The 25,382-nt window shown below is 65.0% G+C and carries 21 protein-coding genes; 18 read left to right on the forward strand and 3 right to left on the reverse strand.

The features are described from left to right. Window positions 1–17: 17 nt before the first annotated feature. Both GT613_RS08465 and GT613_RS08470 read right to left on the reverse strand, forming a co-directional pair. A complete protein-coding gene (locus tag GT613_RS08465; RefSeq protein ID WP_226844391.1) occupies window positions 18–815 on the reverse strand; it encodes a cell wall metabolism sensor histidine kinase WalK in 798 nt (265 codons plus the stop codon). A gap of 230 nt (window positions 816–1,045) precedes the next feature. After that, a complete protein-coding gene (locus tag GT613_RS08470; protein ID WP_009305225.1) occupies window positions 1,046–1,741 on the reverse strand; it encodes a response regulator transcription factor in 696 nt (231 codons plus the stop codon). Window positions 1,742–1,865: 124 nt separating this feature from the next. Between GT613_RS08470 and GT613_RS08475 the strand changes: the two genes are divergently transcribed. The 9 genes from GT613_RS08475 to GT613_RS08515 all read left to right on the forward strand — a co-directional run bounded on the left by GT613_RS08475 (window position 1,866) and on the right by GT613_RS08515 (window position 11,374). Beyond that, window positions 1,866–2,648 carry a type III pantothenate kinase gene (locus GT613_RS08475; RefSeq protein WP_114516494.1) on the forward strand — a complete coding sequence of 261 codons (783 nt, stop codon included), beginning with the start codon at window positions 1,866–1,868 and terminating at the stop codon, window positions 2,646–2,648. 287 nt (window positions 2,649–2,935) lie between these two features. Continuing rightward, complete coding sequence (locus GT613_RS08480; RefSeq protein WP_015761436.1) at window positions 2,936–4,603, forward strand: formate--tetrahydrofolate ligase; 1,668 nt, start codon at window positions 2,936–2,938, stop codon at window positions 4,601–4,603. A gap of 244 nt (window positions 4,604–4,847) precedes the next feature. Continuing rightward, window positions 4,848–5,507 (forward strand): hypothetical protein, encoded by a 660-nt coding sequence (locus GT613_RS08485; RefSeq protein ID WP_015761435.1) that lies wholly within the window; start codon window positions 4,848–4,850, stop codon window positions 5,505–5,507. 128 nt (window positions 5,508–5,635) lie between these two features. Next, entirely contained in the window at window positions 5,636–6,247 is a 612-nt protein-coding gene (locus tag GT613_RS08490) for a cyclodeaminase/cyclohydrolase family protein (RefSeq protein WP_009609036.1), read from the forward strand. Window positions 6,248–6,284: 37 nt separating this feature from the next. Continuing rightward, the gene (locus GT613_RS08495; RefSeq protein ID WP_009609033.1) at window positions 6,285–7,154 is read left to right on the forward strand and encodes a bifunctional 5,10-methylenetetrahydrofolate dehydrogenase/5,10-methenyltetrahydrofolate cyclohydrolase; all 870 of its coding nucleotides are present in this window, start codon (window positions 6,285–6,287) and stop codon (window positions 7,152–7,154) included. 3 nt (window positions 7,155–7,157) lie between these two features. Next, complete coding sequence (locus GT613_RS08500) at window positions 7,158–7,799, forward strand: 4Fe-4S dicluster domain-containing protein (RefSeq protein ID WP_015761434.1); 642 nt, start codon at window positions 7,158–7,160, stop codon at window positions 7,797–7,799. A 4-nt stretch (window positions 7,800–7,803) separates the two neighbouring features. After that, window positions 7,804–10,230, forward strand: a complete 2,427-nt coding sequence (gene fdhF, locus GT613_RS08505; RefSeq protein WP_009305217.1) for a formate dehydrogenase subunit alpha — start codon at window positions 7,804–7,806, stop codon at window positions 10,228–10,230. After that, entirely contained in the window at window positions 10,227–10,853 is a 627-nt protein-coding gene (locus tag GT613_RS08510; protein WP_009305216.1) for a 4Fe-4S dicluster domain-containing protein, read from the forward strand. Before fdhF ends, GT613_RS08510 begins: the two co-directional genes overlap by 4 nt. Further along, on the forward strand, window positions 10,853–11,374 hold the full coding sequence (locus GT613_RS08515; RefSeq protein WP_009305215.1) for a 4Fe-4S dicluster domain-containing protein: 522 nt from the start codon (window positions 10,853–10,855) through the stop codon (window positions 11,372–11,374). The genes GT613_RS08510 and GT613_RS08515 overlap by 1 nt, the downstream gene beginning before the upstream one ends. A gap of 392 nt (window positions 11,375–11,766) precedes the next feature. Here the strand turns inward: GT613_RS08515 and GT613_RS08520 are convergent, their stop codons facing one another. Continuing rightward, entirely contained in the window at window positions 11,767–12,843 is a 1,077-nt protein-coding gene (locus GT613_RS08520) for a Xaa-Pro peptidase family protein (RefSeq protein ID WP_009305214.1), read from the reverse strand. 176 nt (window positions 12,844–13,019) lie between these two features. On the opposite strand from GT613_RS08520, the gene tsaE reads away from it, so the two are divergent. The 9 genes from tsaE to GT613_RS08565 all read left to right on the forward strand — a co-directional run bounded on the left by tsaE (window position 13,020) and on the right by GT613_RS08565 (window position 25,336). Continuing rightward, complete coding sequence (gene tsaE, locus GT613_RS08525) at window positions 13,020–13,514, forward strand: tRNA (adenosine(37)-N6)-threonylcarbamoyltransferase complex ATPase subunit type 1 TsaE (RefSeq protein WP_009305213.1); 495 nt, start codon at window positions 13,020–13,022, stop codon at window positions 13,512–13,514. Continuing rightward, window positions 13,511–16,186, forward strand: a complete 2,676-nt coding sequence (tsaD, locus tag GT613_RS08530; protein WP_009305212.1) for a tRNA (adenosine(37)-N6)-threonylcarbamoyltransferase complex transferase subunit TsaD — start codon at window positions 13,511–13,513, stop codon at window positions 16,184–16,186. The genes tsaE and tsaD overlap by 4 nt, the downstream gene beginning before the upstream one ends. Window positions 16,187–16,405: 219 nt before the next feature. Continuing rightward, window positions 16,406–16,654, forward strand: coding sequence for a toxin-antitoxin system toxin component HicA family (locus tag GT613_RS08535; protein ID WP_021410031.1), 249 nt, complete (start codon window positions 16,406–16,408; stop codon window positions 16,652–16,654). Between the two features lies 1 nt (window position 16,655). Then, window positions 16,656–16,979: a type II toxin-antitoxin system HicB family antitoxin gene (locus GT613_RS15760; protein WP_009305210.1), complete on the forward strand. Its 324-nt coding sequence runs from the start codon at window positions 16,656–16,658 to the stop codon at window positions 16,977–16,979. A 261-nt stretch (window positions 16,980–17,240) separates the two neighbouring features. Then, window positions 17,241–19,016 carry a potassium-transporting ATPase subunit KdpA gene (gene kdpA / locus GT613_RS08545; RefSeq protein WP_009305209.1) on the forward strand — a complete coding sequence of 592 codons (1,776 nt, stop codon included), beginning with the start codon at window positions 17,241–17,243 and terminating at the stop codon, window positions 19,014–19,016. Between the two features lie 49 nt (window positions 19,017–19,065). After that, window positions 19,066–21,192: a potassium-transporting ATPase subunit KdpB gene (gene kdpB / locus GT613_RS08550; RefSeq protein WP_114516497.1), complete on the forward strand. Its 2,127-nt coding sequence runs from the start codon at window positions 19,066–19,068 to the stop codon at window positions 21,190–21,192. A gap of 17 nt (window positions 21,193–21,209) precedes the next feature. Beyond that, complete coding sequence (gene kdpC, locus GT613_RS08555; protein ID WP_009305207.1) at window positions 21,210–21,824, forward strand: K(+)-transporting ATPase subunit C; 615 nt, start codon at window positions 21,210–21,212, stop codon at window positions 21,822–21,824. A 31-nt stretch (window positions 21,825–21,855) separates the two neighbouring features. Further along, a complete protein-coding gene (locus tag GT613_RS08560; protein ID WP_009305206.1) occupies window positions 21,856–24,636 on the forward strand; it encodes a sensor histidine kinase KdpD in 2,781 nt (926 codons plus the stop codon). Continuing rightward, entirely contained in the window at window positions 24,629–25,336 is a 708-nt protein-coding gene (locus GT613_RS08565; protein ID WP_035584758.1) for a response regulator, read from the forward strand. Before GT613_RS08560 ends, GT613_RS08565 begins: the two co-directional genes overlap by 8 nt. The last annotated feature ends 46 nt before the right edge of the window (window positions 25,337–25,382 follow it).

Raw genomic sequence — 25,382 nt, forward strand, 5'->3', positions numbered from 1 at the left:
TTGCGTGTTTGAGGATGCTAGCGTTCGCCGGGCAGGATGGACGGTAGCGCGATGATGAAGCACGCCCCTCCATCAGGCAGGTTGATGGCTTCCACCGTGCCATCGTGCGATTCCACCACCGATTTCACGATGGCCAGCCCCAGCCCCGTGCCGCCCGTGCCTCGGCTTCGTGACGCATCGGTGCGGTAGAAGCGGTCGAACAGCAGCTGGGGGTCGATGTCGCCGAACCCGGTGCCGTCGTCCTTCACGGCCAGGATGGAGTTGCCCTTCAGGCCGAACAGCTCGATGGTGATGTGGCCGTCCGGTTCGATGAAGCGGCTCGCGTTCTCCACGAGGTTCGTCACGGCCTGCTTGAGGCGATCGGGGTCGCCCAGCACGTCGGGCGCCTCGCCGACGATCTCGGTGTTCGCATGGCGGTCGCGCAGAATGGGCTCCAGGGCGTCGAGCACGCCGGTGGCCAGCTCGCGCAGGTTCACGCGCGATAGCTCCATGGGCATGGCGTTGTCGTCGATGCGCTGCAGCGTCAGCAAGTCGTGGGTAAGACGGCTCAGGCGCTCGCTTTCGGCGATGATGATCGAGCAGAACTTCTCGTGCAGCTCGGGCGGTAGATCCGGATCTTCCAGCATCTCGGCGTTGCCGCGGATGGCAGTGAGCGGGGTGCGCAGCTCGTGCGCCACATCGCTGATGAATGCTGCTTGGCGGCGCTCCTTCAGCACCAGGTCGTGCTGCTGCGACTTCGTGGTCTGCACGAGCGCCTTGAAATCGGCCGACAGTTGGTCGGCCTCGTACAGGCGGCCGTCGGGTTCGAACGGCACATCGGTTCCCGTGCGATAGGCGGCGGTTTTCTTTGCCAAGAGGCGTAGCGGTTCAGATATGAAATGTCCGATAATAAGGCTGAACGTGAACACCACAAGACCGACGGGAGCAAGCAGCAAAAACGCCTTCGACGGAGTGTCGAAGGCGAGGAAGCAAATCAGAACCAGAACCGCGCCGGCGAGAAGCGAAAGCAGCGTTGCCAGCAGCGAGAAGTATGTTTGCAGTCTTTTTATTGCTTGAACCTGTATCCGTAGCCGCGAACCGTTTCCACCAAGCCGGGATCGTACCCGGCGGACTCAATCTTATCACGCAGACGCTTGATGTGGGTGTCGACGGTCTTGGTTTCCGTCAAGTATTCCCAACCCCAGGCGTCGCGCAGCAGATCTTCGCGCGAAACCACCTTGCCGGCGTTCTTCATGAGGCTGGCAAGCAACTCGAACTCGCGCGGTGTGAGGTCGATCTCGCCGTTCGCGCCCGACGCCGTGTGGGCGTCCTCGTCAAGCGTGATACCGCTGGCGGTGACGGCGTGGTTAGCGCCGGGGAAGTCGCCGCCCGATCCGCGGCGCAGCAGGGCGCGGACGCGTGCGATGAGCTCTCGCACGCCGAAGGGCTTCGCCAAGTAGTCATCGCCGCCGATTTCCAGGCCCACCACCTTGTCCAGCTCGGTGTCGCGAGCCGACAGGAACAACACGGGTACGGTCGTCTTCGAGCGCAGGCGGCGGCACAGCTCGTAGCCGTCCATGCCGGGCAGCATGATGTCGAGCACGAACAGATCGTACGAGTTCTTCGTGGCCAACGCCAGCGCGTCTTCGCCGTTGTCCACCACGTCGGTGAAGAACCCCTCCTTCTTGAGGGCGTAACTGACGAATTCGGTAATGGAGGGCTCGTCGTCAACAACGAGAATGCGATGCGGGGTGTCGTTCATGTGTTGCCTTTCTATCAGATGGACTCCCGTTGCCGGTGCCTGACAGATGCGCGTGGGCGGGTTGTTATAATGTCGAGAGCAACTATAAGCATTCGGGGTGCGACCGAGGGAGACTGTCAGGAACATGTTACTTGCCATCGACGTGGGAAATACGCAAACCGTAGTGGGGATCTACCAGGACGGGAGCCTGCAATATCGGTGGCGTGTGGCCACGAACAAAAGCCATACCTCCGACGAGCTCCGTGTGAAACTGGTGCCGTTGCTGGCGTCCGAGGGCTTGAAGCTCGATGATGTTCGCGGCGTGGCGCTGGCCTCGGTGGTGCCCGCGCTCACCATGGCATGGTGCGCGGCCGCGTATCGCATGATCGGGAAGGACGCGCTCGTGTGCTCGGCGGAGACGGCGGGCGCGCTGTTCGAGGCCGACTATCCCAACCCTCATGAAATCGGGGCCGACCGCGTGGCCGACGCCGTGGCCGCGAAGGCGCTGTACGGCGCCCCCGTGATCGTGGTGGATTTCGGCACGGCCACCAACATGGAAGTCGTCGACGCGGACGGGCGCTTCATCGGCGGCGTCATCGCGCCGGGCGTGGAAACGTCGGCTTCTGCGCTGTTCTCGCACGCCACGAAGCTGGGCGCCATCGACTTGATCGACCCTCATACTGCCATCGGGCGCAACACGGAAGAGGCCATCCAGGCGGGCATCGTGTACGGCGAGGCCGATCGCGTGGACGGCATCATCCGCCGCATCTTCGCGCAGCTGGGCTACGAGACTCCTGTGGTGGCGACGGGCGGCCTGGCCTCGCGCGTGGCGGCCCAGTCGCAGACCATCACCGCCATCAACCCCGAGTTGACCCTCGAGGGATTGCGTCTCGTGTACGAAGCGCAGGAAGGCGCCGCCAGCGTTTAAGGCGCGCGATGCGTTGCCCTACCCTGTTTCGCGCCGAGCCGTTTCGCCGACGCAGCTGCTTCAGACCATCATTGACGCGGGGTCGTCTCGTAGGGTTCGGTGCGACGGCGGGTTCGATGTGGCCCGACGGAGCTTCATGCGTCGCGGCCTATTTGCCGCAACGTTGGCTTTCTTGCGCTGTTGGAGGAATGCTTCTCGTTCCCGTTGCGTTCGGCGGGTAGAATGCTTCTATCAGAAAAGCCGCGCCGTCTGCAATGAGCGGGCGGGAACGAAAGGAAGGGCCCGACGTGTTGAGCGACATTGAAATTGCCCAGGCGACGAAACCCCAGCACATCAGCGCGATCGCCGAGAAGGCGGGCGTGCCGGAGTCGTATCTCGAGCTGTACGGTACGAACAAGGCGAAGGTGGACTACAACCTGCTCACCGACGAGGAGCACGCGCCCGGCAAGCTCATCCTGGTGACGGCCATCAACCCGACGCCCGCCGGCGAGGGCAAGACCACCACGACGGTGGGCTTGGCCGACGCGCTGGCTCGCCAGGGCAAGAACGTGGTCGTTGCGCTGCGCGAGCCCAGCCTGGGCCCCGTGTTCGGCGTGAAGGGCGGCGCTGCAGGCGGCGGATACGCCCAGGTCATCCCTATGGAGGACATCAACCTGCACTTCACCGGCGACTTCCACGCCATCGGCGCCGCCAACAACCTCCTGGCCGCCATGCTGGACAACCACATCCAGCAGGGCAACGAGCTGGGCATCGACGTGCGCAAGATCACCTGGAAGCGCGTGGTGGACATGAACGACCGCCAGCTGCGCAACGTGGTGGACGGCATGGGCGGCAAGGCCCACGGCGTGCCGCGCGAGGACGGCTTCGACATCACGGTTGCCAGCGAGATCATGGCCATCTTCTGCCTGTCCACCTCCATCACCGACCTCAAAGAGCGCCTGGCCCGCATCGTCGTGGGCTACACGCGCGACGACAAGCCCGTCACGGCCGGCGACCTCAAGGCGCAGGGCGCCATGGCCGCGCTGCTGAAGGACGCCCTCAAGCCGAACCTCGTGCAAACGCTGGAAGGCACGCCGGCGTTCGTGCACGGCGGCCCCTTCGCCAACATCGCGCACGGCTGCAACTCCATCATGGCCACGCGCATGGCCATGGCGCTGGGCGACTACTGCGTGACGGAGGCCGGCTTCGGCGCCGACCTGGGCGCGGAGAAGTTCCTCGACATCAAGTGCCGCCTTGCGGGCCTCAATCCCGACGCGGTGGTCGTCGTGGCCACGGTGCGCGCGCTGAAGAACCACGGCGGCGTGGCGAAGGCCGATCTCAACGACGAGAACCTCGAGGCGTTGGAGGCGGGTCTGCCGAACCTGCTGCAGCACGTGGAGAACATCACGAAGGTGTACCAGCTGCCGTGCGTCGTGGCCATCAACCGCTTCCCCACGGACACGGAAGCCGAGCTCAAGCTGGTGGAGGACAAGTGCCGCGAGCTGGGCGTGAACGTGGCGTTGTCCGAGGTGTGGGCGAAGGGCGGCGAGGGCGGCCTGGCCCTGGCCGACGAAGTGGTGCGCCTGTGCGAAGAGCCGAACGACTTCCAGTTCGCCTACGGCGACGACCTGTCGCTGGCCGAGAAGATCGAGGCCATCGCCACGCGCGTGTACCATGCCGACGGTGTGGACTTCGAGCCGAAGGCCATGGCCGAGCTCAAGAAGCTCGAGGACCTGGGCTTCGGCGGCATGCCGGTGTGCATGGCGAAGACGCAGTACAGCTTCTCGGACGATCAGAAGAAGCTGGGCGCGCCGCGCGGCTTCCGCATCACGGTGCGCAACGCGAAGGTGTCGGCCGGCGCCGGCTTCGTGGTGGCGCTGACCGGCGACATCATGACCATGCCGGGCCTGCCGAAGGTGCCCGCCGCCGAGCGCATCGACGTCGACGAAACCGGCAAGATCTCCGGCCTGTTCTAAGCTTGGAGCGCCCCCGATTTCGGTTGAAATCGGGGGCGCTCCTGTCGTATACTACGCCTACCGGCTGTGCCCAGGATGTGAGTTTAGGTGGCTACACGATCCCCTTCGGGCGGCGCAGGTTAATGTGGGAGCCCGGGTTCACGCCCGGGCTTTGCTATCTCAGCTTCTCCCTGGTTCCCTCCCTGAGAATTCGCGCTAGATCCGCGTCTGTTTCGCGCTAGATCCGTGAAAGGGGTCGAAGGATATGAAACCTGTTAGCAACGGTGCGAAAGCGGTCTTTGCGGTCGCTTTCGCCCTCTTTCTCGCGGTCGTCCTTGTCGGCATTGCGCTTTCGGACAATCCGGTAAAGAAGTTCTTCAAGCAGCAGGAAGTTCTGGATATTGCGAAGATGCACATGTCCCAAGTGAAAAGTGGCGAGGTCTATACGGGCGCGCTGCAATTCGCAGATGACATCGACTTCGACAACCTCGCGCTCAGCCAGGTAATCCCAATGTATAGCGCGCGCCAAAACGGAGACGTAGTGCGCGATGAGAGCGAAGGATACGCGGTCTACTCCAACGGCAAGGTGGTGGCGTTGTTCGGGATCTATAAGTGCGATCCCGGTGCCGTTACTGGTGGTACCACCATGTCGAACGTCGGGCTCGAGGTTGTTCAGAACATGCTGAGCGATCCTGGCACCTGTGCGCTCTTGCAGCCTTGCGATTCTTCCGGCGCGCTGTACGTGACGCCTCATTCGAGTGAAGCCGTAGAAGTCTTCGACCCGGGCCCTTCCTTTCCCGGCGAACCTCCCGAGCCTCCTCCCGCACCTGAAACGGTAACGCTGGAATCGGTTGGAATCACATCGGAGATGATCTCCCAAATCGATTTCCCCGAGCATCAGGATCCCGTTCCGTTTAGCGTGTAGCAAGAGGGCTGACCGTCCAAGCGGTGGTTGCCGACCGAAGCGTGCGGATTATCTCAGGATTCCGCGCGTTTCGGTCGGCTTGTCGTATCATGCAGGTACCAATAAGCGCGGCGACGAGGAGGATCTTCTTGGACACCACCTTTATCGACGAATTGGCGAGCGCGGCTCCCACGCCTGGCGGAGGTGGCGCGGCATCCTACGTGGGGGCTGTGGCATCCGCGCTCGCGTCCATGGTGGGCAACCTGACCGTGGGCAAGAAGACGTATGCGGCGGTGGAAGACGACGTGCGCGCGACCCTCGAACGGCTCGCGCTCCTGCGCAACAAGCTGCTCGCGCTCATCGAGTCGGACGCGCAGGCGTTCGAGCCTTTGGCCGCGTCGTACCGCATGCCGAAGGCCACGCCCGAGGAGGCGGCGGCGAAGCAGGCGGCGCTGCAGCTGGCGCTGGGACCCGCGTGCGATGTGCCGCTGATCATCATGCGCACGTGCGCCGAGGTCATCGACCATGCCGATTTCCTCGCGCGTAACGGCAGCAAGCTGGCCGTTTCGGACGCGGGTGCGGCGGCGGTGCTGGCACGCGCGGCCGTGGTGGCGGCCAGCATGAACGTCTACATCAACGCGGCCTCGATGGACGACGAAGCGCGCGCCGATCGCTATCGCGCCGAAGCCGATCGGCTTATCGCCGAGGCGAACGAGCGCGCCGACGGAATTCTCGCCTACACCATGGACGCGATACGGTAACATCGCCAGTTTCACGACGCGAACCAGAAAGGCAGACATGGCTGAGCTACTGAAGGGGAAGCCCGTTGTCGACAGCATGGCGCTCGATCTACGCGCGCGCATCGAGGCGCTCGGCCGCGCGAAGGTCGTGCCCGCGCTCGCGCTCGTGCGCGTAGGCCAGCGTCCCGACGACCTGTCCTACGAACGCACGGCCCGTAAACGTGCCGAATCGCTCGGCATCGCCATCAGGCCGTACGAGTTGGACGAGTTCGCCCCCCAAGCGGCCATCGAGGCGGCCATCCACGAGGTGAACCGCGACGAAAACGTGCACGGCTGCCTGTTGTTCCGGCCGCTGCCGTCGTTCGTGGACGAGTCGCACATGTGCGAGCTGCTCGATCCGAAGAAGGATATCGACGGCATCACGCTGGCATCGCTGGCCTCGGTGTTCACCGATGGCCACGCGGGCTACCCGCCCGCGACGGCGGCCGCGTGCATTCAGCTGCTCGATCATTACCAGGTGCCGCTCCAGGGCAAGCACGTCGTGGTGGTGGGACGCAGCCTCGTCGTGGGCAAGCCCGTGTCCATGATGCTGCTGCGCCGCAACGCTAGCGTGACCATCTGTCACAGCAAGACCGAGAACCTAGCCGACATCATGCGTTCGGCCGACGTGGTCATCTGCGCCACCGGTCGCGCTCGGACGTTCGGCGCACAGTTCTTCGGCCCGGGTCAGACGGTACTTGACGTGGGCATCAACTTCGACACGCAGGGAAACCTGTGTGGCGACGTGGACTTCGCCGAGGTCGAGCCGGTTGTGGCGGCTATCACGCCGGTGCCGGGCGGTATCGGCACGGTCACCACGTCGGTGACGATGGCGCATACGGTGGCCGCTGCCGAAGCGGCGCTGGCCGCGCGCACCGGGAGGCGCTAGACGGTGCGAGCCTCTTCCCCGATGGGCCGCAAGTTCGTCATTGCCGATCCTGCTACCTGCATCGGCTGTAAGACGTGCATGGCTGCGTGTTTTCATCGCCACGATGTGCCGAACGACGTGGCCGTTCCGCGTCTTACGCTGGTCACTACGCGCACCATCTCGGCGCCTGTCGGCTGCCACCATTGCGCCGAGGCCCCGTGCGTGGACGCGTGCCCCACGGGGTGCCTGTTCACCGACGACGAGCATGTGGGCGTGCATCCGGACAAGTGCATCGGCTGTCGCAACTGCGTGCTGGCCTGCCCGTACGGCGCGGTGGAAATCGTAACCGAAAAGCTGCCGCCCGAACCGGAAGCCGCGTCCGGCACCGAGGCTGCGGCGGCTTCCGCTCAGGATGACAAGGGCGCCCGCGCGCGGGCTCGCGCGAAGAAGCGCAAGCGCACGAAATCGACCGTGGTGAAGTGCGACCTGTGCCTCGATCGCGCCGGCGGCCCGGCGTGCGCGGCGGCGTGTCCCACCAAGGCGCTGCGGCTCATCGATGCGCAGTTCATGGAGCGCGCGCGGCAGAACAAGCGCAAGGCGGCGGCGCGAGCGTCCGCGTCGTTCGCCAGCATGAAGCTCAACGCGGCTCTGGACGAGGGGGAGTAGGCTCATGGAAAAGCATATGGCGGTGTGCCCGTACTGCGGCGCCGGTTGCAAGATGAACCTCGTGGTGGAAAACGGCCAGGTCATCGATGCGGAAGGCCTTCCCGGTATCACGAATGAAGGCGAGCTGTGCCTGAAGGGCATGTACGGCTACGATTTCGTCAACGACACGAAAATCCTCACGCCGCGCATCTACCATCCTATGATCCGCCGCACGAAAGGCGCGCCGCTCGAGCGCGTCACCTGGGACGAGGCGCTCGATTTCACGGCCGAGCGGCTCCGCGCCATAATTGAGGAGCATGGTGCGGAATCCGTGATGCTCACCGGTTCGTCGCGCGGCGCGGGTAACGAGGCCAACTACGTGATGCAGAAGTTCACGCGAGCCTGTCTGGGCACGAACAACATCGACAACTGCGCGCGCACCTGTCATGCGGCCAGCGTCATCGGGCTCATGGAAGTCGTCGGATCGGGTGCCATGAGCGTGAGCATCCCCACGTTGGAGGAGACGGACTGCATCTTGCTGTTCGGCTACAACCCGGCGGCCAGCCATCCAATAGTGGCGCGCCGCATCGTGAACGCGAAGGAGCGCGGGGCCGATCTCATCGTGTGCGATCCGCGCGTCATCGAGTCGGCACGCATCGCGGATATGTACCTGCCGCTGAAGAACGGGTCGAACCTGGCGTTGCTGAACGCGTTCGCGTATGCGATCATCGACGAGGAGCTTGCCGACTGGGATTTCATCGACGAGCACACGACGGGCTTCGATGTCTGGTGGGAGGTCGTGCAGGACTACGCGCCCGAGGATGTGGAAGAGGTCACGGGTCTTCCGTCCGAAACCATCCGCCAGGCGGCGCGCCGCTACGCCAACGCCGATACGGCTGTCATCGGCTGGGGGATGGGCGTGACACAGCAGGCGCAAGGCGTGCAGACCGTGCGCGCCATCGCGGCGTTGGCCATGATCACCGGGCATATCGGCACGCATGCGAGCGGGCTTGCGCCGGTGCGCGGCCAGAACAACGTGCAAGGCAGCTGCGACATGGGCATGTGGCCCAGCCTGTATCCCGGCTACCAGCGCGTGAGCGACCCTGCGGTGCGCGCGAAGTTCGCAGCGGCCTGGGGTGTCGACGAGGAACGCCTGTCGCTCAAGGAGGGTTTCAAACTCACCGACCTGCCGCACGGCGTGGCCGAGGGCACGATCCGCGCGTTCTACAACTTCGGTGAAGACCCGCTGCAAACCGAGCCCGACACGGCGCAGATGCGCGCCACGCTGGAAGGCCTCGACCTGCTGATCAGCCAGGACATCTTCATGACCCAGACCACGGCGCTGGCCGACGTGGTGCTGCCCGCCACGTCGTGGGCCGAGCACGACGCCGTGTACACCGCGTCGGACCGCTCGTTCCAGCGCACCACCGCCGCGCTGCCGCCGAAGGGCGAGTGCCGCCACGACTGGCAGATTTTCGCCGACCTGTCCACGCGCATGGGCTATCCAATGCACTACCGCGACACCCAGGAAATCTGGGACGAAGTGCGCAGCCTGTGCCCCCAGTTCGCCGGTGCGACGTACGAGAAGATGGCCGGCACGGGCTACGCTCAGTGGCCCATCTTCGCCGAGGCCGCGGACGATCCCGACAACCACGGCACGGCCGAGCTGTTCGCGGGCGGCATCTTCACCACGCCCGACGGAAAGGGTCGCCTCGAGGCGGCTGCGTGGCGTCCGCCCACCGAGCAGCCCGACGAGCGCTATCCGCTCGTGCTGTGCACGGTGCGCGAGGTGGGTCACTACTCGTGCCGTTCGATGACCGGCAACTGCAAAGCGCTGGCAGCGCTGGCCGACGAGCCGGGCTACGTGAGCATCAGCCCGGTCGACGCCGACGCGCGCGGTATCGACGAGGAGCAGCTCGTGTGGGTCGCGTCGCGCCGTGGCAAGGTGCTGGCGCGCGCGGCGGTGGACGAGCGCATCAACGACGGCGCCGTGTACATGACCTACCAGTGGTGGATCGGCAAGTGCAACGAGCTGACCCTGCACGCCACCGACGGCGAATCGGGCACGCCCGAAGACAAGTACAGCGCCTGCCAGGTGGAGGCCATTCCCGATCAGGCGTGGGCCGAAACGTACCTTGTGGAGCGCTACGCCGAGCTGAAGGCGCAGCTGGCAGCCGAGGCCGACCGGCAAAACCCGCAGCCCGAGACCGAGATTTCGGCCGCTTCGAGCGAAGTGGCCGATGTCGTTCCCGCCGTTCCGGGCGGAGCGACCGAAGGCGGCGAAGCCGCCGGAGTCGAAGGATCCCGCGCGGCGTTAGCAGGAGGAGTTTCGGGGGCAGCAGGCGTCCCATCGGTTGCCGCCGCCGAGCCGCCCCGCGCGTTCGCGCCGCACGAGGCCGAGGTGGCGGGCCGCGCGCTGTACGCGAACGGCGAGGAAGAGACGCTCGTATGAACCGCTTCGTCGTATCCGACCCGTCGCGGTGCATCGGCTGCAGCGCCTGCCGCGTCACCTGCACGGAAAGCCATCGCCGCCGCGCCCTGCGGCCCGCCTCGCGCATCTCGCTCGTGAAGACGCGCACGGTGTCGGCCGCCGTGACGTGCCATCAGTGCGAAGGCGCGCCTTGCATGACGGTGTGCCCCGAGGGCGCCATCGTACAGGAGCGCGATCGCCTGCACGTGGACGAAAGCCGCTGCACAGGGTGTTTGCTGTGCGCGCTCGTGTGCCCGTTCGGGGCGGTGTACCCGTCGGCGCCCTCGACCGCGCACGTCAAGGCGGCGCCGTACAGCCGCGCTTCGTCGGCGCGCTCGGCCGGGTTGCTGCGCCAGAAGGAGACGGGCGCCTACACGTCGGTGGTGATGTGCGACCTGTGCGCGAAGTCGCCGAACGGCCCGCGTTGCGTGGAGGCCTGCCCTACGAAGGCGCTCGCGCTGGTGGACGAGGGCATGCTGGAGGCTTTGGGTCGCACGCGACGCATCGAGGCCATCGAGATGACCGACATCGCCATGCGCGGCGCTTTGGGAGCTGACCTGGCCGTTCGGGTCGATGCGTTGTTCGACAGGGAAGGGGATGCCTGATGGGGACGATCAAGCCGCGCGTGCCGAACGCCATCTCGGCGGGACGGCCCGCTTCGTCGGCGCGCCGCGTCCACGAGCCGGTCAAAGGAAAGCCTCGCCACGACTTCGAGCGCTGCATCGCTTGCGCAGCCTGCGCGGTGGCATGCGATGCGGGCGCTATCCGCATCTTCATCGACGAGGACGAAGGCCTGCTGGTGTGGACGCTCGACCTGTACGATTGCACGCAGTGCGGTCGCTGCGTGCCCGTGTGCCCCACCGGCGCGATGGGCCTCATCGAGGGCGCGGAGTTCGCCGACGACCCGGAGCCGCCCAAGCGCTGCCTGTTCGCGTTGGCCGAGTGCGAGTCGTGCGGCCGTTACTACGCAACGAACAAGGAGGTGGCGTTCGCGAACGAGCTGCTCGAGCAGGAGGAGCACGCCGATGCCGCTCGCGCTCGCGCGCTCACGTCCATCTGCCCCGACTGCAAGCGCCTGCACGATGCGAAAGCCGCCGCCAGGAGAAGCGGCATGAAGCGCGGATAACCTCCCAAATCAACGCAAGCACCCAGCCTCTGACGCGGTGTGGGTGCCTTCATTCCCTGCATCTGAGCGTAGCCCTGTTAGCCGGCGCTCGGCGTCAAAGGAGCTGCAAGCTTCGCCATTCATATATATGATGAAAATCATCATGGACAAAACATGCCGCTTTTCGGTAGTTTTCAGCAGCGAATCGGAGTGCTTGGTCAAGACAATTCGAAGAAATGCCAGGTGAGAAAGCTTTCGTTGGCTTCATCCTAGGCAGAGAATACTGAAAAGTGCCCCGTTTTGTCCATGACTTTTCGGCTAATATTAACCTGCAACCGGCAAGCAACTCGCGGGCGTTTCATGCGAAACGCCCGCATTCGCGTTGGAGAAACCACCCCGGTGACTTCTTTGCGCTAGCCGATCGAAACCAGCTCGCGGGGGTAGCTGTTGAGCACTTCGCAGCCGTCTTCGGTGACCAGCACGAGGTCCTCGATGCGCACGCCGAACTCGCCGGGCAGGTAGATGCCCGGCTCGATGGAGAACACCATGCCCGCTTGCACCGGCGCGTCGTGCGCGGCCGACACGTCGCCGGGCTCGTGCACGTCGAGGCCGATCTGGTGTCCCAGGCGATGCGTGAAGTAGGAGCCGTAGCCCGCCTCTTCGATGATTGAGCGAGCTGCGGCGTCGATGTCGCAGAAGCGCACGCCGGGAGCTACCAGCTTGCGCGCCGCCTCGTTCGCGCGCCGCACGGTGTCGTGCACCTCGCGCAGTTTTTCGCTGGGCTCGCCGAACACGAAGGTGCGCGTCATGTCGGAGCAGTACTCGCCCTTGCGGCAACCCACGTCGAACAGGACCACGTCACCGCTGGCCAGCGGCGTGTCGTCGGGCTCGTGGTGCGGATCGGCCGCGTTCGCGCCGAAGCTGACGATGGGGGTGAACGAGTGGCCCTGCGCGCCCAGTTCGCGGTAGATCGCCTCCAGCTGGCCGGCCACGTCGGCCTCGGTGACGCCCTCGTGCACGAGCCGGCGGAAACGGTCCATGGCGGCATCGTTCGCGGCGCTGGCGGCGCGCATAAGCTCGCGCTCGGTATCGTCCTTGATGGCGCGCGCGTCGTCTACCGCATCAGAGGCCAGCACGAAGCCGCTCGCCGCGCCGCGCTCCATGAGCGGCAGCAGGAAGCGGGCAGGCAGGTTCTTGTCGCAGCCCAGCGGCTTGTCGGCATCGCACAGCCCTTCGACGATGGCCAGCGGATCGTCGGTGTCGGTGAACGAGCGCACGGTGCAGGCGGCGTCGGCCGGCGCGGCGAACAGCGCATTCAGCACGAGGGTGGGTCGAGCGTCCGATCCGACGATCAGCCCGAGGAAGCGCTCGCCCGGCTCGATGAACGCTCCGGTGAGATAGTGGATGGAACGGGGATCGCATACGAGCATCTGCTCGAGACCTCGGTTCGCGAGGTTGCGCCTCACGGTTTTGATGCGCTGTTCGTACATGGCGTGGCTCCTTACGTTGTCGCCGACAAGGTCGGACGGGTTTGTTTGCTGCGATGATAGCTCATCGAGCGCTACGCGCGGCGCATCTTCCCTCGAATGCGGGGATATTCGGGAGGGCTGGTTCGCGCAGGCGCGTTTAGCGTATGATACGAAGCATGGCAAACGGACTTACATACATGCGCAAAACCACCTCGTCCGAGGCGACGAAACAGCTGGCGGCCACGCTTGCGCCCTACTTGCAGGCGGGCGACGTCATCGTGCTGTCGGGCGATCTAGGTGCGGGCAAGACGCAGTTCGTGCAGGGCGTGGCGGCAGGGCTCGGCGTGCGCGACCAGGTGACCAGCCCCACGTTCAACATCTTGCTGACGTACCCTGCCGGCTCGCTGCCGTTGTACCACTTCGATCTGTACCGACTCGAAGAGGCGGACGAGCTCGAGGACATCGGCTATTACGAGACCATCGACGGCGACGGCGCGTCGTTCGTCGAGTGGGGTGAGAAGTTCCCTGAGGCGCTTCCGTACGGTTATCTGGAGATATCCATCAGGGTGGACGACGAGGGCAACCGCTCCGTGCGGACCCACGCTTACGGCGACCGTGCACGTCGGTTGCTGTTCGTGTGGGCGAAGGATTCGAAATCGCGGCTGATGAAGTGCGCGGGAGGAACTGCGTGAGCGACATGAATTTGCGTCCCGAAGGGGCGTCCGAGCGGGCACGGTACGTGCTCGCCTTCGATACTGCCAACGAAATCATCGCTATCGGGTTGGGCGTGCTGCATGCGTCGTCGCGTATGATCGAGTTGACGGCTTCCGTGGAAGCCGAGGCTCGACGCGCGTCGAACACCCAGCTGCTGCCCCGCATCGACGCAGCGTTGGCCGAACACGGCGTGGCACGCGAGGACATCGCGTGCGTGGCGGTGGGCCGCGGCCCGGGATCGTTCACGGGCGTGCGCATCGCGATGGCTACGGCGAAGGGCATCGCGTCAGCACTCGAGGTGCCGCTGGTTGGCGTATCGTCGCTTGATGCGGTGGCGTGGAACGCATGGGCGGCGGGCGAGCGCGGGCCGCTGTCCGTGGTGGCCGACGCCATGCGCAAGGAAGTGTACCCGGTGCGCTATCTGCTGAACGATACGGGCATCGAGCGGTTGGAGGCCGACCGCGTGGTGAAGGCCGAAGACGCCGCGCGGGAACTTGCTGCTGAGGGCGACCTGTCCGGGTCGGCGTCTGCGACGGTGCCCAGTCGCTCGGACAGTCCTGGCTCGCACGAAACGTCCGCAGGACGTTTCGGCTCGACGGGCGCGGCGCCGCGGAGCGAAGCGGAGCAAGTCCCCGAAGGGGAGACTCGCTTGGTGGGCGCCATCGCAGACGCCGACCCTGCCGAGGGGGACGCGTGGCCGCAGGTTTCCGCACGTCTTCTTTGCGGCGATGCGCTGAAGAAATATGGGGAGTTATTTGAGGGCTGCGGGGCGGCGCTGCCTGCCGAGTTGTGGATGCCGACGGGTCGCGGGCTGTTGCTGGCGCTGCAGGCGGCGTGGCGGGCGGGCGAGGCCGACCCGCTCGATGCGCGTCGCCATGACCCTGCGTTCGCGCTGCCGGTGTACACGCGCCTATCGGATGCGGAGGAGAACGAGCGCATCCGCCTGGCGAAGAACGATCCGAAGAACCTTGCGACCGGCGTGCAGGACGTGGCGAAGCGGGCCGACCAGCGCGCGACCATGCACGATACCGCCATCCTGAACGCACAGCCCGACGAGCATGGCATCACGTACAAGCCGCTCGATGCCGCCCATGCAGGCGCTGTCGCGACGTTGGAGTCCCTAGTCATGGGATCAGACGCTTGGAGCGAAGCGCTCGTGGCCGACGAACTCCCCCGCGCCGACCGCGTGTGGTGGGCAGCTTACGAAGGGGAAGCGCTTGCGGGTTACGCCGGCGGGTGGATCGTCGACGGGCAGGTGCAGATCCTCAAGGTGGGCGTCGACCCGGCCATGCGGCGACGCGGCATCGCGCGCGAGCTGTTGGCGCACGTGGCGGCCGATGCGCGCGACCTGGGCGCGTCCCGTTGCTCGCTCGAGGTGCGGGCGGGGAATGTCGGTGCGCAGGAGTTGTACGCCGCGCTCGGCTTCCGTTCGCTGGGTGTGCGCCCGCGTTACTACTCCGACGGCGAGGACGCCGTCATCATGGAGGGCCCTCTGCCGTTGGCCAGGCACGATGTGGCCGGCATGGAGCTGGTGGTGGGCGCTGCCAGCGACGATGCCCGCTCCCTCCGTGACGAAGTGCAAACGGATGTTTCACGCGAAACATCCGAACGCCGCCCCCTCATCCTCGCCATCGAATCGTCCTGCGACGAGACGGCGGCCGCCATCGTCGACGGCAACGGCACGCTTATCGCCGACGTCGTGGCCTCGCAGATCGACTTCCATGCGCGCTTCGGCGGCGTGGTGCCCGAGATCGCTAGCCGCAAGCACATCGAGGCTATCTGCGGCGTGTGCGACGAGTGCTTCGACGTGGCTGCTTCCGCGCTGGGCATCGAACGTCTGACCTGGCGCGATCTGGATTCCATTGCCGTGACGTACGCGCCGGGGCTCGTGGGTGCGCTCGTGGTGGGCGTTGCGTTCGCGAAGGGCGCCGCGTGGGCGGCCGGCAAGCCGTTCATCGGCGTGAACCATCTGGAAGGCCACCTGTACGCGAACAAGATCGGCGCGCCCGATTTCCAGCCGCCCGCGGTGGTGTCGCTCGTGTCGGGCGGCAACACGCTGCTCGTGCATATGAAGGGCTGGGGCGACTACGAAACGCTGGGCGCTACCATCGACGACGCGGTGGGCGAGGCGTTCGACAAGGTGGCGAAGGCGCTGGGCCTGGGCTATCCGGGCGGTCCCGTCATCTCGCGCGAGGCGGCCAAGGGCGACCCGAACGCCATCCCGTTCCCGCGTGCCATGATGCACTCGGGCGACCTGCGCTTCTCGTTGTCGGGTCTGAAAACCGCGGTGGTCACCTATATCAACAACGAACGCGCCGCCGGCCGCGAGCTGAACGTGCCGAACATCTGCGCCAGTTTCCAGCAGGCGGTGGTGGACGTGCAGGTGAAGAAGGCCGAAATGGCGCTCGAGCAGACGGGCGCGCGCACGTTCTGCCTCGGCGGCGGCGTGGCTGCGAACCCCGCGCTGCGCGACGCGTACGAGCAGCTGTGCGAGCGTCTGCACGTGCGCCTCACCCTGCCGCCCTTGAGCGCTTGCGGCGACAACGCCGGCATGATCGCGCTGGTGGCCCTCGACCGCCACAACCAGGGCAAGTTCTTCACCCTGGAAGCCGACGCCCAAGCCCACGCCAACCTCGACGAGCCGTACTGACGAGTCGAGGCGTCGCTACGCCCTTATGCGTACTCGTTGAACAAGAGGCTGAACAAAGTCAATACTAGAACATAAGTTCGTTTTTCTTTATACTGAGAGGGTAAGGAAAAACGGCGTTGTGCTTTGCTGCACCCTTCGGTCCGAAGCGCCACGGAGGGAAGGGGTCACGCATGGCTCGTCTGCGCATCTTGTTGTATGGTATCGATAGTGATACTATTCATGAGTAGATTGGAGCGCATCGTCGGGGCGATGCGGCAAAATCCCTGCAACGTCGCTTTCTCGGATCTCGCGTACGTTTGCGAGACGTATTTCGGCGAGCCGCGCCAGAAAGGGACGTCGCATCGCGTGTACCGTACGCCTTGGAGCGGCGATCCGCGCATCAATATCCAGAACGATCGCGGCAAAGCGAAGCCTTATCAGGTAAGGCAGGTCCTTAAAGCGATAGACATGGTATCGGAGGTGCAGTGACGTGAACGATGCAGATCGATACGCGTATCGGGTCGTGTGGTCACAGGAGGATGGGGAATACGTCGGGACGGTTGCCGAGATGCCTTCGCTTTCGTGGCTTGCGGACACGCCCGAAAAGGCGTTCGACGGCATTCGGTCGCTTGCCGTCGAAGCCGTTGCCGATATGGAAGCCTTGGGAGAAGCCGCGCCCGCCCCGATTGCGAGCCGGGCGTACTCTGGGAAGTTCCAAGTGCGCATCCCTCCCGAACTCCATCGTAGGCTTGCGATGGAGGCCGCAGAGGAGCGAGTGTCCCTCAATCGCCTTGTTGCGGCGCGCTTGGCGTAGCACCGCCTCTCCGGGTCAGTGCTGACGTTCCGGCCGACCTCCGTCTTAACCTCATCTTAACGCCCGCACCCTCCATCTTTACGCCGTGCTCATGCGGTTCTTCCTATGCTGGGTTCGTGGCGGTGCTGTCGTATGCGCCGCCACGCAAAAGGACCGATAGGAAAGGATCGAGATGGAATTCGTAGCAGGCTTCGTAGGAGGGTTGAGCATCTTCCTTGCGCTCTACCTGTTCTACAAGCTTCTCAGGGGCGGTGACGAACGGTGATAGACGAGCTGTTCGAATACGGCGTGTACCTGGCGCTGCTGGTGGCTTTGGCCATCCCGCTGAGCGCGTACCTCAACAAGGTCATGGCCGGTCAGAAGACCGTGCTCTCGCGGGTGCTGGTTCCGGTGGAGAACGCGGTCTACCGCTGCATCCGCGTAGACAAGTCCGAGGACATGGGGTGGAAGCGCTATCTTGTGAGCGCGTTCGCGTTTTCGGCGATCTGCCTGGTCGGGCTGTTCGCCATTCTCATGCTGCAAGGTCTGCTGCCGTTCAACCCCGAAGGGCTTCCCGGGCTGTCCTGGGATCTCGCGTTCAACACCGCCGTCAGCTTCGTCACGAACACGAACTGGCAGGCGTACAGCGGCGAGAGCGCGCTCAGCTACTTCTCCCAGGCGATCGGCCTGACGGTGCAGAACTTCGTCACGCCCGCCGTGGGCTTGGGCGTTTTGTTCGCGCTGTTCCGCGGCATCGTGAGCGAAGGGAATCCGGGCCTCGGAAACTTCTGGGTCGATGTGACGCGCGCGGTGCTGTTCGTGCTCATCCCGCTGTCGCTTGTGGTGACGATGATCGACGTGCAGCAGGGCTCGCCGCAGAATTTCAACGAGTACGAGACGGTGCAGCTGCTGGAGCCGGTCGGCGTGACCGCTGATGGCAGCATCGTCGATGCCGACGATCCGGCCGCCGTGGAAACCATCGACCAGGCGACGGTGCCGATGGGCCCGCAGGCCAGCCAGGTCGCCATCAAGCAGCTGGGCACGAACGGCGGCGGCTACAACGGCGTGAACTCCGCAAGCGCGCTCGAGAACCCCACGCCCCTCACCAACCTGGTGCAATGCCTGTCGCTGCTGCTCATCCCCGTGGCGTGCGTGTTCAGCTTCGGCCGCTTCGTCATGGATCGCCGCCAGGGGCGCGCCGTGTTCGCGGCCATGTTCATCTTGCTGGTAGGCGCGCTCGTGGCCATCGCGGTGTTCGAGCAGATGGGCACGCCCCAGCTGGCGGCCGACGGGCAGGTGTACATGGGCGCCAGCGGGCAATCCGGCGGCAACATGGAAGGCAAGGAGACGCGCTTCGGCGTGACCGACTCGTCGCTGTGGGCCGCGTTCACCACGGCCGCCTCGAACGGTTCGGTCAACGCCATGCACGACAGCTTCACGCCTATCGGCGGCATGGTGCCCATCGTGTTGATGGCGCTGGGAGAGGTGGTGTTCGGAGGCGTCGGCTGCGGCTTGTACGGCATGCTGGGCTTCGTCATCCTCACGGTGTTCATCGCCGGGCTCATGGTGGGCCGCACGCCCGAGTACCTGGGCAAGAAAATCGGCCCGAAGGAGATGCGCATGGCCGTGATCCTGTGCATCACCACGCCGCTGCTCATCCTAGTCGGCGCGGGCATCATGAGCCTCGACCCGGCGACGGCGAACAGCCTGAACAATCCCGGCGTGCACGGGTTTTCGGAAGTGCTGTACGCTGCCACGTCCGCAGGAGGCAACAACGGTTCGGCCTTCGCGGGATTCAACGGCAACACGCCTCTGATCAACCTGGTGCTGGGATTCGAGATGTTGGCGAACCGCTTCATCCCCATCGCGGCGGTGTGCGTGCTGGCCGGCAGCCTGGCCGTACGTCCCAAGGTGGCGACGAGCGCCGGCACGCTGTCCACCAGCAACGCGCTGTTCGTGTTCCTGCTCGTACTCATGGTGCTGCTGATCGGCGCGCTCACGATGTTCCCCGCGCTTGCGCTGGGTCCCGTGGCCGAACAGCTGATGATGGTGCTCTAGGAAGGCGGGCGAAAGAAAGATGACGACTACTGCAATGAACGAAACTCCTATGGGCGCAAGCCCGCAAGGTGGCAAGCGCGCCGGGCGCAAGGCGTCGATGAGCGCGTTGGCCAAGCGCGCCGTGATCGACTCGTTCGCGAAGCTCACGCCGCGCGAGCAGGCGAAGAACCCGGTCATGCTCATGGTGTATATTTCGGCTATCCTGACGCTCGGCCTGTTCGCGCTGTCGCTGTTCGGCGTCGCCGATGCGCATCCCGCTTTCATCTTCGCCGTATCGGCGGTGCTGTGGCTCACGGTGCTGTTCGCGAACTTCGCGGAGGCGCTCGCCGAGGGACGCGGCAAGGCTCAAGCCGACTCGTTGCGCGCCGCGAAGCGCGACATCGACGCCCATAAGCTGAACGAAGGCCTTGTGGCCAAAGGCACCCATGCGGACGACCCGGCCGAGTTCTTCCGGCTCAACGCCGAGGAGGTGAGTTCGGCCGTCCTCAAGAAGAAGGACCTGTTCTTCGTGACGGCGAACGAACAGATTCCCGCCGACGGCGAAATAGTCATGGGAGCCGCGTCGGTTGACGAAAGCGCCATCACGGGCGAGTCCGCCCCGGTCATCCGCGAGGCCGGCGGCGATCGCTCGGCCGTCACCGGGGGCACCACGGTGCTGTCCGACTGGCTGGTGGTGCGCGTGACGGCCGATGCCGGTCACAGCTTCCTCGACCAGATGATCGCCATGGTGGAATCGGCCGCGCGTAAGAAGACGCCGAACGAGATCGCGCTCGAGATCCTGCTCATCGCGCTGACCATCGTGTTCTTGGTCGTGTCCGTGTCGCTGTTCGCGTTCAGCGGGTTCGGCGCCAGCCAGGAGGGCATCGCGAATCCCACCACCATCGCCTCGCTCGTCGCGCTGTTCGTGTGCTTGGCGCCTACCACCATCGGCGCGCTGCTGAGCGCCATCGGCATCGCAGGCATGAGCCGCCTCAACCAGGCGAACGTGCTGGCCATGAGCGGCCGCGCCGTGGAGGCGGCTGGCGACGTGGACGTGCTGCTGCTGGACAAGACGGGCACCATCACGCTGGGCAACCGCCAGGCGGCCGAGTTCATCCCGGTCGACGGCGCAAGCGAGCGCGAGGTTGCCGACGCGGCGCAACTGGCAAGCCTCACCGACGAGACGCCGGAGGGTCGCAGCATCGTGGTGCTGGCGAAGGAGCTGTTCGACATCCGCGCCCGCGTGCTGGAAGGGTCGGGCATGACGACCATCCCGTTCACGGCGCAGACGCGCATGAGCGGCGTGGACTTCGAGGGCCACGAGATTCGGAAGGGGGCGGCCGATGCCGTCAAGAGTTATGTGGAGTCGTGCGGCGGCACGTACAGCGCTCAGTGCGCCTCAGCGGTTGAGCATGTCTCGCGCGCAGGCGGCACTCCGCTGCTTGTTGCTCGCGATCATCGTATTCTGGGCGTCGTCTATCTGAAGGACATCGTCAAGCAGGGCATCAAGGAGAATTTCGCCGACTTGCGCACGATGGGCATCAAAACCGTCATGATCACGGGCGACAACCCGCTGACGGCCGCCGCCATCGCCGCCGAGGCCGGCGTGGACGACTTCATCGCCGAGGCAACGCCCGAGACGAAGCTGGCCGCCATCCGGCAGTATCAGGCCGAGGGCCACATGGTGGCCATGACGGGCGACGGCACGAACGACGCGCCGGCGCTCGCGCAGGCCGATGTGGCCGTGGCCATGAACAGCGGCACCCAGGCGGCGAAAGAGGCCGGCAACATGGTGGACCTCGATTCCAGCCCCACGAAGCTCATCGACATCGTGCGCATCGGCAAACAGCTGCTCATGACGCGCGGCAGCCTGACCACGTTCTCAATCGCCAACGACGTGGCGAAGTACTTCGCCATCATCCCGGCGTTGTTCGTGCCGTTGTACCCCGCGCTCGAGGCGCTCAACATCATGCGCCTGACCAGCCCCACCACCGCCATCTTGGCGGCCGTCATATACAACGCGCTCATCATCGTGGCGCTCATCCCGTTGGCTCTTAAAGGCGTGAAGTACCGCGAGGCCACGTCCCAGAGCCTGCTCAAGCGCAACCTGGCCGTGTACGGCCTGGGCGGCATCGTCTTGCCGTTCGCCGCCATCAAACTGCTGGACATGGGCCTGACGGCGCTGGGCGTCGCGTAGGAAGGAAAGGATCCATCATGACGTTCAAATTGGGAAACCAAGCGAAGACCTGGGGAAGTGCGGCGTTGTTCTTCCTCGTCACCACGGTGCTGTGCGGCGTGATCTACACGGCGGCGTGCACGGGTTTGGCGCAGCTTTTCTTTCCGCACCAGGCGAACGGCTCCATCATCGAAGTCGACGGAACGAAGTACGGAAGCGAGCTGGTGGGCCAGCGGTTCACCGACGAGAAGCACCTGTGGGGCCGCGCCATGAACCCCAGCACGGGCACGTTCACCGATGCCGAGGGAAACGACGTGCTGTGGTACGCCCCGTCCAATCTCAGCCCTGCGGGCGACGAGTTCGCGACGGCGGTGCAGGATCGCGTCGAGCAGATCCGCGCGGCTCATCCCGAGATGGGGAACAAGCCCATCCCCAGCGACCTCGTGACGAACTCCGGCAGCGGGTTCGATCCGCACATCTCGCCGGCTGCCGCCGAATACCAGGTGGACCGTTTGGCGAGGACAACCGGCAAGAGCGCGTCCGAGATCCGCGACATCATCAAGCAATGCACCGAGCAGCCCCAGTTCGGTTTTCTGGGGGATGCGCGCGTGAACGTGCTGAAAGTGAACCTGATGCTCGACGGCGTGCTATGATGGCGGCACCGATACGACTGCGAGTGTGATTATGGACTACGAAGCAAGGCGCGACCCCGATGCGATCCTGCGGCAAATCGTCGAGGAGGAGGCTGCCGAGGGCGATACGCGCGGCAAGCTCAAGATATTCTTCGGCTATGCGGCGGGCGTGGGTAAGACCTACGCCATGCTCGAGGAGGCCCACGCCGTGCTGGAAAAGGGGTTCGACGTGGTCGTCGGTTACGTCGAACCCCACACGCGGGCCGATACGATGGCGCTTGTCGACGGACTGGAGCAGATCTCCCCATCGACGGTTCAGCATAGAGGCATCTCTCTGCGCGAGTTCGACCTGGACGCCGTGCTGGCGCGCCATCCCCAGATCGTGCTGGTGGACGAATTGGCCCACACGAACGCCCCGGGTTGCCGGCATCGGAAGCGCTACCAGGACGTCGAGGAGCTGCTGCGCGCAGGTATCAACGTGTTCACCACCGTGAACGTCCAGCACCTCGAAGGGCTCAATGACAAGATCGCCGCCATCACGCACGTGAGCGTAGCCGAGCGCATTCCCGACCGTATCTTCGACCAGGCTGCATCGGTCGAGCTCGTCGATATCGAGCCAGACGATCTGATCGAGCGCTTGGAGGCGGGAAAGATATACCTTCCCGATCGCGCCCGCACGGCGCTCGGCAACTTCTTCTCCCGGAAGAACCTGGCGGCGTTGCGCGAGATCGCGCTGCGCCGCATGGCCGATCGGCTGACGCGCAAGGCCGAATGCACCGAGGCGGGCGCGCGTGTGGAGGCCGGCGAGGACGTGCTGGTGTACGTAACGCACAATACGGGCAACGTGAAAGCCATCCGGGCCGCTGCGAATATGGCGGAGTCCTACCATGGGGCGCTCACTGCGGTGGTGGTCGAGTCGTCGCAGAGCAAGAAGTTCGATTCCGACCAGCGCGGACGACTGCGCGCCAACATCGATCTGGCCGAAGAGCTGGGTGCGCACGTAGTCACGCTGTTCGGTGACGATATAGCCCAGCAGCTGGCGCAGTACGCGGTGACGGCCGGCGCGACTCATATCGTGGTGGGCAACGCCACGGGTGGCCTGTCGGTGCGTTCCCTGCTGCGCGAGAGCCTGGTGAGCCGGCTGATGAAGCTCGCGCATGGGGCCGTGGTCGACGTCGTGCCGACGAAGGACTTGCCTGCGCAATATGGCCGGCTGTCCGAAGCCACAGGGTTTCGCCTGACAGGCGCTGACGTTTGGCGTGCGCTCGCGTCGGTCGCCATCGCCACGGCTATCGGACTGGCCATCTATTCCCTTGGGTTGGCCGGTTCCGTCGTGCTCATGCTCTACCTCATCGTGGCCCTGCTCATCGCTACGCGCGCCGACGGCTTCTTCTATGCGCTGTTCGTGTCGATGGGCAGCGTGTTTGCATACAACTTCTTTTTCACCATCCCGCGGTTCACGCTTCATGCGGTAGGGCTGAACTATCCCATCATCTTCGCGTTTCTGCTCGTGGGCACATTCGCTGCATCATCGCTGGCCATCCGCATGAAGCGTCAGGCCGAGAGCACCGCGCGCCGTGCGTATCGCATGGAAGTGCTGTTGGAATCCAGCCGAAAGCTGCAGGGTGCCCGCAATGCGGACGAGTGCTTCCGGCTTGCGGCCGAGCAGGTCATCAAGCTGCTGAACCGCCCGGTGGTCATGTACCGCTTGGGCATCGACGGTCGTCTTGCGAAGCCCGTGGTGCACGACGTCCCTGGGACGCTGGGCGGCGATGCCGGCGCCTGCGCGCTCGCATCGCCCGAAGAGTCCGCGGTCGCCGCATGGTCTGCGGCGAACAACGAGCGTGCCGGAGCCACTACCGACACGCTCGCCGATTCGCAATGCCTGTACCTGCCCATCCATTCGAAGGACGCTGTGTTCGGAGTAGCCGGCATCGCGATGGACGACATCGACGGGGAGGAGGACTTCGGGGCTTTCGAGAAGAACCTTTTGCTGGCCATCCTGGACGAATGCGGTCAGACTACCGAGCAGATCGTCTTCGCCGAGGATAGGCGGCGCATGGAGATGCGCATGGAGAAGGAAACGCTGCGGGCGAATCTGCTGCGCACCATCTCGCACGACCTGCGTACACCGTTGACCAGCATTTCGGGCGACGCGGACATGCTTTTGCACGATCGCGGCGCGCTGTCGGCGCAGCAGAAGGAGCACTTGTACCGCGACATTCACGACGACGCGTGCTGGCTGGTCACGCTCGTGGAGAACCTGCTGTCCATCACGCGTATCGACAACGGCACGCTGCAGCTGGCCGAACAGCCCGAGCTGGTGGCGGATGTCGTGAGGGAGGCTCTCCAGCACGTCGATCGCCGCGCTGGGAGACGCCGCGTCGACGTGGAGTTGGAAGACGAGCTGCTTATGGCCGACATGGATGCGCGTTTGATCGTGCAGGTGATCATCAACCTGGTGAACAACGCGGTATCGTACACGCCGGCCGACGGGCGCATAGTCGTGAGCGCGCGGCGGGTCGTGGAGCACGATCGTCCGCGGGTGCGCATCGCGGTTGCCGACGAAGGCCCGGGCATTTCCGAGGAAGATCGCAAGCATATCTTCGACATGTTCTACAATGGCTCCACCGGCCGGCGGGGCGGAAAGAGCGGCGATTTCAAGCGCGGCATGGGCTTGGGCTTGTCGCTATGCCGTTCCATCGTCGAAGTGCACGGCGGCACTTTAGACGTGCGCAATGTGAACCCGCACGGTAGCGAGTTCTCGTTCACGCTGGCAGCGGTGGAGGCCGGGGACGTGGTGGCGCGATCGACGGAGGAAGCGCGTGGCTGATGGGTACCGGATACTGGTGGTAGAGGACGACGCGGCGGTGCGGCGCCTTGTGACGACCACGCTCGATTTGCACGGATATGCGTACCGGGAAGCCCGTACGGCGTCGCAGGCGCTGCTCGAACTGTCGTCGCAGCCGCCCGATCTGGCTATCCTCGATCTCGGTTTGCCCGACGGAGACGGGGTGGAGGTCATTCGCACGCTGCGCGGGTGGTCGTCGCTGCCGGTCATCGTGCTATCGGCGCGTTTGGAGGATGCCGACAAAGTGGAAGCGCTCGATGCCGGAGCGGACGATTACCTGGTGAAACCGTTCTCGGTCGAGGAGCTGCTGGCTCGCGTGCGCGTGGCGCTGCGCCGATTGGATCGGGAGCGAGCGATGCAGGGGGATGCGGACGAAGCCGTCTACCGCAACGGGAGCCTCCGCATCGATTATGCGGCAGGCAGCGTGTGGCGCGACGACGAGGAGATTCACCTCACGCCGTTCGAATACAAGCTCCTCTGTCTGCTGGCGCGCAATACCGGCAAGGTGCTCACGCACAACTACCTGCTCAAAGAGGTGTGGGGCACCATGCTCGCGTCCGATCGCTCGTCGCTTCGCGTGTTCATGGCCACGCTTCGCAAGAAGATCGAGCCTGATCCTGCGAACCCTCGCTACATCCAAACCCACGTAGGGGTAGGGTATCGCATGATGCGCGTGGAATAGGAGCGCTTCGAGCTTACGACCCCCCCCCTCTCTCTCCTTCTTCTTC

Origin of the sequence: Eggerthella sp. BIOML-A4, from assembly GCF_009875575.1 — a bacterium.
GTDB classification, from domain to species: domain Bacteria; phylum Actinomycetota; class Coriobacteriia; order Coriobacteriales; family Eggerthellaceae; genus Eggerthella; species Eggerthella lenta.